Origin of the sequence: Saccharopolyspora sp. NPDC002686, assembly GCF_040295745.1 — a bacterium.
In the GTDB taxonomy this organism is placed as follows: Bacteria; Actinomycetota; Actinomycetes; order Mycobacteriales; family Pseudonocardiaceae; genus Saccharopolyspora; species Saccharopolyspora oryzae.
This window is the reverse complement of the sequence record NZ_JBEOVY010000339.1, coordinates 1-8,279: the sequence shown is the minus strand read 5'-3', so window position 1 is coordinate 8,279 and position 8,279 is coordinate 1. Positions and strand designations below refer to the sequence as shown.

General features: G+C 69.7%; 10 protein-coding genes. 7 read left to right on the top strand and 3 right to left on the bottom strand.

Annotated features, from left to right (window positions below):
- Positions 1 to 814: solute symporter family protein (locus ABTZ89_RS31585; protein ID WP_502949626.1), on the top strand; the 814-nt coding region annotated here is incomplete at its 5' end.
- A 54-nt stretch (positions 815 to 868) separates the two neighbouring features.
- Here the strand turns inward: ABTZ89_RS31585 and ABTZ89_RS31580 are convergent.
- Positions 869 to 1,087 (bottom strand): hypothetical protein, encoded by a 219-nt coding sequence (locus tag ABTZ89_RS31580; RefSeq protein WP_270952756.1) that lies wholly within the window; start codon positions 1,085 to 1,087, stop codon positions 869 to 871.
- Positions 1,088 to 1,322: 235 nt separating this feature from the next.
- Between ABTZ89_RS31580 and ABTZ89_RS31575 the strand changes: the two genes are divergently transcribed.
- The 6 genes from ABTZ89_RS31575 (at position 1,323) to ABTZ89_RS31550 (ending at position 5,821) form a co-directional block, all read left to right on the top strand.
- Positions 1,323 to 1,676, top strand: a complete 354-nt coding sequence (locus ABTZ89_RS31575; protein ID WP_408641891.1) for a rhodanese-like domain-containing protein — start codon at positions 1,323 to 1,325, stop codon at positions 1,674 to 1,676.
- The gene (locus ABTZ89_RS31570) at positions 1,673 to 2,584 is read left to right on the top strand and encodes a DUF4328 domain-containing protein (protein WP_270950905.1); all 912 of its coding nucleotides are present in this window, start codon (positions 1,673 to 1,675) and stop codon (positions 2,582 to 2,584) included. The genes ABTZ89_RS31575 and ABTZ89_RS31570 overlap by 4 nt, the downstream gene beginning before the upstream one ends.
- Positions 2,585 to 2,722: 138 nt before the next feature.
- Positions 2,723 to 3,565, top strand: coding sequence for a glycerophosphodiester phosphodiesterase (locus tag ABTZ89_RS31565; RefSeq protein ID WP_351051583.1), 843 nt, complete (start codon positions 2,723 to 2,725; stop codon positions 3,563 to 3,565).
- A 21-nt stretch (positions 3,566 to 3,586) separates the two neighbouring features.
- On the top strand, positions 3,587 to 4,537 hold the full coding sequence (locus ABTZ89_RS31560) for a DUF5926 family protein (RefSeq protein WP_270950902.1): 951 nt from the start codon (positions 3,587 to 3,589) through the stop codon (positions 4,535 to 4,537).
- A gap of 226 nt (positions 4,538 to 4,763) precedes the next feature.
- Positions 4,764 to 5,336, top strand: a complete 573-nt coding sequence (locus tag ABTZ89_RS31555) for a SigE family RNA polymerase sigma factor (RefSeq protein ID WP_408641890.1) — start codon at positions 4,764 to 4,766, stop codon at positions 5,334 to 5,336.
- Entirely contained in the window at positions 5,336 to 5,821 is a 486-nt protein-coding gene (locus tag ABTZ89_RS31550) for a hypothetical protein (protein ID WP_270950900.1), read from the top strand. The genes ABTZ89_RS31555 and ABTZ89_RS31550 overlap by 1 nt, the downstream gene beginning before the upstream one ends.
- An 8-nt stretch (positions 5,822 to 5,829) precedes the next feature.
- Here ABTZ89_RS31550 and ABTZ89_RS31545 read toward each other — a convergent pair whose 3' ends face one another.
- A complete protein-coding gene (locus ABTZ89_RS31545) occupies positions 5,830 to 6,390 on the bottom strand; it encodes a ferritin (protein WP_270950898.1) in 561 nt (186 codons plus the stop codon).
- A gap of 267 nt (positions 6,391 to 6,657) precedes the next feature.
- Positions 6,658 to 7,857: an arginine deiminase gene (arcA, locus tag ABTZ89_RS31540; RefSeq protein WP_351051578.1), complete on the bottom strand. Its 1,200-nt coding sequence runs from the start codon at positions 7,855 to 7,857 to the stop codon at positions 6,658 to 6,660.
- Positions 7,858 to 8,279: the final 422 nt, after the last annotated feature.

The window sequence follows — 8,279 nt, the reverse complement described above, 5'->3', positions numbered from 1 at the left end:
TCTGCCGCACGTGCTGATGCGCTTCTACACCGTTCCCACCGCCAAGGAAGCCCGCCGCTCGGTGGTCTGGGCGATCTGGCTGATCGGCCTGTTCTACCTGTTCACGCTGGTCCTGGGCTACGGCGCGGGCGCGCTGGTCGGGCCGGACGTGATCAAGGAGGCGCCGGGCGGGGTCAACTCGGCCGCGCCGCTGCTGGCGCTGGAGATCGGCGGCCCGCTGCTGCTGGGCTTCATCGCCGCGGTCGCCTTCGCGACCATCCTGGCCGTGGTCGCGGGTCTGACGATCACCGCGTCCGCCTCGTTCGCGCACGACATCTACGCGAACGTGATCAAGAAGGGCAAGGTGGACGACAAGAACGGCGAGGTCAAGGTCGCCCGGATCACCGCGGTGGTGATCGGCATCGTGTCGATCTTCGGCGGTATCGCGGCCAACGGCCAGAACGTGGCGTTCCTGGTGGCGCTGGCGTTCGCGGTGGCGGCCTCGGCGAACCTGCCGACGCTGCTGTACTCGCTGTTCTGGAAGCGCTTCAACACCAACGGCGCGCTGTGGAGCATCTACGGCGGTCTGGCGATCACGATCGTGCTGATCGTGTTCTCCCCGGCGGTCTCCGGCAACAAGGAGGCGATGTTCCCGGCGCTGGACTTCGCCCTGTTCCCGCTGAAGAACCCGGGTCTGGTGTCGATCCCGCTGTCCTTCCTGCTCGGCTACATCGGCACGGTCGTCAGCAAGGACAAGACGAACGAGGAGAAGTACGCCGAGATGGAGGTCCGCTCCCTCACGGGTGCGGGCGCCGAGAAGGCGGTCTCGCACTGACGTTTCGTCGAGGAGCGCCCGTCCGGCCACGTGCCGGGCGGGCGCTCCGCTGTTTCAGGCCGGGACGAGTTCGGTCTCGGCCGCGGTGAAGTGCACTTCCCACATGTCGTCGTCCACGGGCTGCGGGGTGTTGCCGGCGATCAGGGCTCGCACCCGGGGGTCGGTCATGCGGACGAAGCCGGTGAAGCGGGGCAGCCCGCCTTCGTCCGGGACTTCGGCCAGATGGCCCCAGTCGCTGCCGTTGGGCCAGCGGAGGACGGCTCGGCGAGTCACGGGCACCCCTTTCGGTCGGAGCTGAATCGAACAAGCGAACCTTCGCACGTGATGATCTTGGATCGCCAATTTCGAGCCCAGGACCGACCGAAAGCGTGAACAACCCCGAACGGGACTCGCATTATTCCTGGTCAACGAAGTTTTCCCGCTGATCGCCCCACTGCGCGCACCGAGTTCGGATACGGGCTCTGCGGGTCTCACGCGGGTACCACGTGCGGCGTGGCAGCATCGGGGTGTGACTACGCCAGTTCCCGGTAACCAGGTGCCCGGTGTGCAGCCGGAAGATCTCCCCGCCCAGCTGCCCGAGGGCAGCGTCCTGCTGGACGTGCGGGAGAGCAACGAGTGGCAGGCCGGGCACGCGCCCCAGGCCGTGCACCTCCCGATGAGCGAGCTCGTGGACCGGCTCGACGAGATCCCGGAAGCCGACCAGGTCTACGTGATCTGCCGTTCCGGCGGCCGGTCGGCGAAGGTCACCGCCTACCTCAACGCCAACGGCTGGGACGCCGTCAACGTCGAGCGCGGCATGAACGGATGGTCGGCCATCGGCCGGCCGATGGTGTCCGACGACGGCGAGCCGTACGTGCTGTGAACCCAGGACCTGCGCAGCGCCCGGCGCGGTGGGTCGCCACCCCGCCGGGCGGTCCGCGCCGCCCGAAGCAGCGACGGCAGCCGCGCCGCTACACCGGCCCGCCGTCCTACCCGGCTGTGCCGCGCTGGGGCTTCCCGATGCTGGCGTGGCGGTGGCCGCTCGCGCTGCCCGCGCGCGCGAACATCAACGCCTCGGTGCGCGCGGAGGCTTCGGCCAGGTCCGCCTCGGTGGTCCTGTGGATCACCGCTGGTATCGCCGGGCTGGGGACCTTCGCGGAGGCCTGGCGCTACGTCCTGCTGCTGCTGAGCAGGGACGGGGCGCTGGCGCGCACTCCGCTGGCGATCTCCGACGCGCTGGTCGGCATGACCGGGGTCCTGCTGTGGGTGGTGGGTGCGCTGGCCGGCGTGCTGGTCGTGCTGTGGGGGCTGCGTGCGCGAGCTGCGGCCGCCGAGCGCATCGGAGTCCACAACGCCCGCCCCGACTGGCAGGTGGTCGTCGGCGTGCTGGTGCCGGGGCTGAACCTGTTCGTGCCCGGCTCGGCGGTGGCGGAGCTGGAGCACTCGGTGCTGATCGCCGAGGGCGACCGCGAGCGCGGCGCGCGACCGTTCCCGACCCTGCGCGTCCGGTTCTGGTGGGCGACGTGGGTGGCGACGCTGCTGGTCGGCTGGTTCACGATCGTCTGGGGATTCCGCGGCAGCGTCCAAGCGCTCGCCGACGGCGTCGTCCTGCACGCCCTGAACAACGCGCTGGTCACGCTCCTGGCGGTGCTGACCGCGAGGCTGATCAAGTACGTGATGGCCCTGCTGGTCGCCCCGGACCCGACCGGGCTCCGCCACCTCCAGGTCCGCGCGGTCCGCGCGACCCCACCACTTCCGCGCGCCGAGCGCTCCGCCACAGCTCCGCGCTGACAGCGCTCCGTTCCGGCAGCTCAGGACCCGTGAGCACTTTGGGCTGCCATAGCGACCCGAAGTGCTCACGGGTCTTCGGCGCGCGCGTTGCGTCACAGATGCCGGAATTGGATCTGCCCGGTCCGGATAATCGGGCGCGTGTGGCAGCCGACCCCCGACGTCGTTGCGCACCGAGGAGCTTCGGCGCACCGCGCTGAGCACACCCGCGGTGCTTACGAACTGGCCCTGGAACAGGGCGCCGACGCGCTCGAGTGCGACATCCGGGTCAGCCGCGACGGACACCTGGTGTGCGTGCACGACCGGCGCATCGACCGGACCTCCAGCGCCCGCGGCGTGGTCAGCGAGCTGACCCTCGCCGGGATGTCCGATGTGGACTTCGACAGCTGGCACTGCGAACTCCCGGACACCGCCGACGAACTGGTGCGCCGCACCCGCCCGGTGCCGGAGCGCGGCGTGCTGACCCTGGACGAGCTCCTCGCCCTCGTCCACGACCACCCGCGACCGGTGCAGCTGTTCGTCGAGACCAAGCACCCGGTGCGCTACGGCGGACTGGTCGAGCACAAGCTCGTCGCGCTGCTCGCGCGCTACGGCCTGGCCGAGCCGTCCGACCCGGAGAACTCGCCGGTGGTGATGATGTCGTTCTCCCAGGCCGCCGTTCGGCGGTTCCGGGCCGCAGCCCCGCTGGTGCCGACGGTGCTGCTGTTCGACCGGTTCCGCGACTCGTGGCGCAACGGCGTGCTGCCGCCGTGGGCCGACATCGCCGGTCCCGGAATCCGCTTGCTGCGCGAGGATCCCGGTTTCGTCGACCGCGCCGCCGCGCTCGGCCGCGACACCTACTGCTGGACCGTCGACGAGCTGGCCGACGTCGATCTCTGCCGGCGCAGCGGGGTGCGGTACCTGGCCACCAACTCGCCCGCGTCGACCCGCTCCCACCTGGCTGATTCGGACCTGCCTCGATTCGGTAGCGTCACTGCGACTTGACCGAGAGCGAGGGGATCTGCAGTGTCGAAGCGAACCGCGCCCAAGCCCGGGGCGGACACCGGGATCAAGCCGCGCCAGCCCTGCCCGTGCGGTTCCGGCAAGCGCTACAAGGCCTGCCACGGTGCTGCCGGTGGCGCCGCCGACGTGATCGTGACCCGGCCCTTCGAGGGGCTGGCCGCGGAGTGCGAGCTGATCGCGCTGCGCGAGTTCGTGCCGTCCGCGACGGCGAAGCTGCCGCTGCGCGGCGAGGGCGACATCACCCTGGCGACCGTGCTGCCGATGGCCGCTGCGGCGCTGCGCCGCAACGACGACAAGTCGTTCGTCGGCCTCCAGGTGCAGACGCACTCCGGGGACATCAGCCGCGACCTGGCCCGCGCCGTCGAGTGGGTGCAGGGCGCTGAGCTGGGTGAATCGCTGCCGGTCGTCGGCCCCGAGACCGCCGAGGCGGGCACCGTGCCGGCCCGCCTGCAGGACGTGCTGGACCCCGAGGCGAAGCTCGAGGTCGAGGTGCACAAGGACTTCGCCTGGTGGCTGCCCGACGACGTCGAGCCGACCGGCGAGGTGGCGCTGTCCCTGGAGCGGGCCAACGCGGCCATCATGCCCACCGACCGGCTGGTCGCCGAAGGCGTGGAGTCGGCCTACTGGGTGGACGCGGGCGAGAAGGCGCACCTGCGCTGGGTCCGCCCGGAGCCCGAGGAGCAGCTCGTCGCCGCCATGGCCCGCCTGTCCGCCCGCGGTGAGCTCGCGCTCGGCGAGGACAGCCGCTACGCGGGATCCTTCCGCGCCCACGGCCTCCTGGTCCCGGTGTGGGACCTGGACCGCGAGAAGCACGCCCGCGAGTGGGACGAACCGGCCGCTGAGCTGGGCCGACGCCTCTCCGAAGCCCTGGCCTCCCTCGACGACCAGCCCCTCGACGCGGCAGAGCGCCGAGCCCGAGACGGCCTCCGAGGCCGCCAGGTCACCATCCGTTGATCCGCAAGTTCAATGGAAATCGGACGTCTGATTTCCATTGAAATCGCGTGAGTCCACCGCAGCCGTCGGCGCGTCGGGATCCGATGCGCCGGCGGCTCGCTGCTTCTCGCGGCTAGTTCCTTCGTTCGATGCGCCAATTGGGTGATCGCGGTATTCAGGAGGCAACCCCCGGACGGGCAGCGGCGTGTTCTCCACGCGATGCCCGATGTGGACGGGGGTGGACCGGGTGACCGCGCACCTGCCCGCAGTGCCGACCGCCGCCGAGACGGCCGGTGCTCGCCAGCGGGCGCGCCGGGGGGATATGGCGGCGACGGAAGACGACTTCGCGGAGTTCGTCCGGGTAGCACTGCCCGGACTGATGCGCTACGGCCACGCCCTGACCGGCAATCCGCACGACGCCGCCGACCTGGTGCAGGCGGTGCTGGAGAAGGTCGGCGCGCGCTGGGCCAAGGTCAGCCGCAACTGCGGCGATCCGACCGCCTACGTGCGCCGCGCGATGGCGAACACGCACGTCAGCCGCTGGCGCCGCACGCGCCGCGAGACGCTGCTCGCCGACTTCCCGGACGTCCCCGCGCAGGCCCAGCCGGACCGGCTGGAGAACGAGCCGCTGTGGCAGGCGCTGCGATCTTTGCCGCCGAGGCAACGCGCGGTGGTCGTGCTGCGTTACTACGAAGGCCTCTCCGAGCTGGAGATCGCCGAGAGCCTCGGCGTGAGCTGCGGAACGGTGAAGAGCCAGGCGAGCAAGGCGATGGCCTCGCTGCGCAAGAGGCTCGGGTCGCTGGAAGGAGGTGACGTGTGATGGACCTGGAGGACGAGCTGAACCGCATCCTCCGTGACGACCGCCTGGACATCCCGGTGCGCACCGGGGCGGAATGGGCGGTGGTCGCTGGAGCGCGTCGCCGACGCCAGCGCAACAACGCGATGGCCGCCGCCGGCAGCGCCCTCGCGGCGCTGGTCCTGGCGGGCGGCGGTGTGGTGCTGGCCAACCACAAGGCCGAGCAGCCGGTGCAGCCGGCGGTCCCCCCGGTGGTGCACACGACCTCGGAGCCGGACCCGACCAGCGCCGAACAACCCCCGCCGCCACCGCAACAGCAGGAGCCACCGGGACGGCCCCCGGCCCTGCCCCACTACGAGCCCCCGACGTCGACGAGGACGTCGGAGCTCCCGACGATCCTGAGTACCAAGACGTCGGAACCGCCGCCGACGAGCTCGAACCCCACGCAGACCAGCGAACCGAACCCGACGTCCTCGGCGAACCAGACCAGCGAACCGCCGGGCGAGTAGGCGCAGGATCAGACGGAGCCGCCGGCTGCCTTGGGGGCCGTGGCGTCGGCTCCCTCGTCGCCGACGGATTCGCGGGCGAGGAAGGTCTCCACGTCGAAGAGGTTGCCCTTGGCGCGGTCGACCACGTTGAGCAGCGTCGACATCTGCGAGACCTCTTCGACCTGCTCCTTGAGGAACCACTGCATGAACTGCTCGCCGAGGTAGTCGTTCTCCTCGCGGGCGGTCCTGGCCAGCGCCTCGATCTCGCGGGTGACCTCGCGCTCCTGCTCGAGGGCGAGCGCGACGAGTTCGCGGGTCTCGGTGAACTCGTCGCGGACCTGCTCGATGGCCGGGATGCGCGGCCTGATGTCGTTGTCCATCAGGTACTGGATGATCATCATCGCGTGGTTGCGCTCCTCGAGCGCCTGCCGGTAGAAGTGCCCGGCCAGCTGCGGGAGGTCGTTGTCGTCGAACCACACGGCCACCGCGACGTACTGGTGCGAGGCGGTGAATTCGTTGCGCACCTGTTCCTGCAGGAGGTGCTCGAACTTCGATTCCTTGTGCTGAATCTTCTTCGCGGTGACAGACATGCCATCAGAATACTCTGGAATTAATCCAGTTTCATTCCAGGGAACCCTAAGTTGAATTCGGCAAGGCTAAGGTCGCCGCAATTAACGCAGGCAATCCTAAGAAATCGAAGGCAAGCCAAACCTGACCTGTTTTGGCTGGTAGGTGACCTGCTGACTAGATCGTAACCGGTGTTGAGCGCAGTGTCACTAATTCGAGTGATCGTTTGTCGGTGAAGGCTGTCATTGCGTGGATCAATTGCGCAATGGCAGCCTCCACCGACTGCACGATCAGGTGAGAGGGGCGCGGGTAATCGGACAGGACATGCAACGCGGTCCACCGCGGCCGGAACCGAGTTCCGAACCGGAAATGCGCAGCACTTCGATGCCCGCGTCTTCCAGCCGCGCGTTGGTCTCGGCGTTCCGCTCGTAGGCGACCACCACGCCGGGCGCCAGCGCCAGGGTGTTGTTCCCGTCCTCCCACTGCTCGCGCTCCGCAGTCACCGGGTCCAGGCCGGTGTCGATCACGCGCAGGTGGTCGATGTCCATCGCTTCCGCCGCGGCTTCCAGGAAGGGCGTCGGGCCGGTCACCTTCAGCTCCTCGCCCGCGGGGCGCAGCGTGTAGGCCTCGAGCGAGTCCTGGATGGCCGGGTACATCACCACCGCGTCGCGGTCGACCATCGTGCACACCGTGTCCAGGTGCATCGACGCGCGCCGCTGCTCGATCGGCACGGCCAGCACGGTGTGCGCCAGGTCGTCGGCGAAGACCGAGCGCGCGAAGGACTCCACCCCGGCAGGTGTGGTGCGCTCGCCGACGCCGATCGCCACCACTCCCGGCGCGAGCAGCAGCACATCGCCGCCCTCGACGGGGGCGGAGTGGGCGCCGTACGCGCGTGCGGCGTGCGAGAAGCGCGGGTGGTAGGCGTAGATCAGGTCGGTAAGCGCCGATTCGCGGCGGCGCGCGGGCATCGCGAGGGCTGCGATGGCGACCCGGTCGCCCACCCACACCGACGAGTCGCGCGTGAACAGCAGGTTCGGCAGCGGTTCGATGGCGAAGTCGTGCGCGTGGTGCATGCGGCGCACCAGCGACTGCCCCTCGGCCGCGGGCAGCTCCTCGAACGTCATGCCCGCGATGAGGATCTCGGCGAGCGCGGCGTCGTCCACGCTGGACAGGTGGGACCGCAGGGTGTCGGCGATGTCGACGCCCAGCTTGAGCTCGTCGACGCCGGACAGCACGGCCGCGGCCCGCGCCCGCGAGTCCCGCAGCGCGTCGGTGAGCAGGCTGCGCAGCAGCAGCACTTCGACGCCCCGGCTGCGCAGGACCTCGGCGAAGGCGTCGTGCTCCTCCTGCGCGCGATCGACCCAGGGGATCGCGTCGAACAGGAGCTGGTCGCTGTTGCGCGGAGTGAGTCGCTTCAGCTCCGTGCCCGGCCGGTGCAGCAGCACCGAGTGCAGCGGCCCGACCTCGCTCTGGACGTGTGGTTCGGTCACGGTTCGAAGCGTAACCACGACGAACCAAAACGTCTGCGATCAGCGACATTTTCGATCGAACGTTAACGAAACCAGAGCCTCGGACATCGATTCGTTGCGCCCAGTGTCAAAATCAGGCCCCCGCGCCGGACACCCGGCGACCGGCGCCGGATGTGGACCAGCAGCCCCTCCTCCGGACAACGTCCGCAAATTCAATGGAAATCGGATGTCCAATTTCCATTGAATTTGCGGAGGGTGCGGTCTGTGACCGCGAAGCACGACCGGCACCGCGCGGCGAGGGTCGCATGCGCCGCAGGCGCATAGCCCACCCTCGCAACCGGCACCGCTGCGGGTTCTCAGCGTTCGCCTGGCGAGGACGGCCAACCCGCCGTGTATTGGCATACATAAGGGTTGGCACCCGGAGTCCAGGCGGGCGCTGAGGT